The organism is Bartonella sp. AP58NXGY, from assembly GCF_042195785.1.
Taxonomy (GTDB): domain Bacteria; phylum Pseudomonadota; class Alphaproteobacteria; order Rhizobiales; family Rhizobiaceae; genus Bartonella.
The window spans coordinates 1-1,253 of the sequence record NZ_JBHIOY010000079.1 but is presented as its reverse complement, the minus strand read 5'-3'; the positions used below and the strand labels follow the sequence as shown (position 1 = coordinate 1,253).

Sequence of the window (1,253 nt, the reverse complement as noted above, 5' to 3'; positions counted from 1 at the left end):
ATTCATTAAAGAGGAATGCCATGAACTTCACACTGTTCACGCAACTTTTCACTGAAATTGACAAAATAACAAAAACTTATGTCACAGATATTTCCTCAAAAGCAATGGCTACAATTACGCCCTTCGTCTCAATCGGGATCACCATCACTTTCATCATCTATGGATGGCTCATCATTCGTGGGGCTATTGACATGCCTCTCTCTGGATTTGTGAACCGTTTCCTACGAATAAGCATTATTACTTCAATAGCTCTTACCGCAGGACTGTATCAACCAGAAATCACAAATTTAATAACTCAAATGCCTCATGATTTATCAAAAGCGCTCATAAAAAATCCGCTCACTGATCAACAATTAATGAACTTGCTTGACAAAGCAGCAAGCCAAGGGTTTCAATATGCAAGTCGTCTTTTCGAAGAAACTGTCTTCTTCGAGGCTAATGGGCTACTTTACGGTCTCTTAGGTATCGTCATCTTGTTGGCAACAAGCCTCGTAGTTGCAATCGGTGGTGGTCTCGTCCTTCTGACAAAAATCGCACTTGCACTTCTCGTAGGATGGGGGCCAATCTTCATTATTGCTCTACTCTGGCAACCAACTTACCGCTTTTTTGAGCAATGGATTGTACAAGTCGTAAGCTATACAATCCTCTTTGTACTCTTAGCTACCGTATTTAATTTAATGATGAATATCTTTGCAAACTATTTGGGCGATATGAAACTCGATTACAAACAGAATATGGGATATATGTTTGGAGGAGCTCTCATCCTGTCCATTATATCCATTATGCTGTTACTCAAACTGTCAAACATTGCCAATGCTCTCGCAAAAGGCATTACATTTGGACATCTATGGAGACTAGATGGCATAGGAAGCAATAGTTCCCGTTAATATTTACTTTTAGCATCTATATGACAAAATAACCCAAACATTCCAATCTCAAAGTAAAAAATATTTGCACTGCAGCTAAAGTTTTCCATGAATAAAATCAGTTATGAAATCAAAAAAGTAAAATAAACACAAATTATGCACTTTACTTTATATTCAAAATTGTAATAATGACGGAAATTGTTATATTATAAATAACAATGAAAAAGAGTGGTCATTAAAATGAAATATATCATTTCTATAATTTTAATTATGAATCTTTTATCTGCTTGTGCACTAGCACCAAAACTAAAACAACCAAGTGATAGGAACCGCGTACCCATTAATAAAACAATCCCTGCCGAAATCAAGCGAGGAGACAGATGAAAA

At 36.3% G+C, this 1,253-nt stretch carries 2 protein-coding genes; both read left to right on the top strand.

Features of this window, described 5'->3' with window-relative positions:
* Window positions 1-20: 20 nt before the first annotated feature.
* Window positions 21-887, top strand: a complete 867-nt coding sequence (locus ACFINC_RS09560) for a type IV secretion system protein (protein ID WP_375617059.1) — start codon at window positions 21-23, stop codon at window positions 885-887.
* A gap of 219 nt (window positions 888-1,106) precedes the next feature.
* Complete coding sequence (locus ACFINC_RS09555) at window positions 1,107-1,250, top strand: TrwH protein (RefSeq protein WP_375617058.1); 144 nt, start codon at window positions 1,107-1,109, stop codon at window positions 1,248-1,250.
* The last annotated feature ends 3 nt before the right edge of the window (window positions 1,251-1,253 follow it).

Excerpts from the sequence above, each read along its gene's own strand:
- ACFINC_RS09560 (WP_375617059.1), top strand. The coding sequence starts at position 21 with ATGAACTTCACACTGTTCACGCAACTTTTCACTGAAATTGACAAAATA.
- ACFINC_RS09555 (WP_375617058.1), top strand. The coding sequence starts at position 1,107 with ATGAAATATATCATTTCTATAATTTTAATTATGAATCTTTTATCTGCT.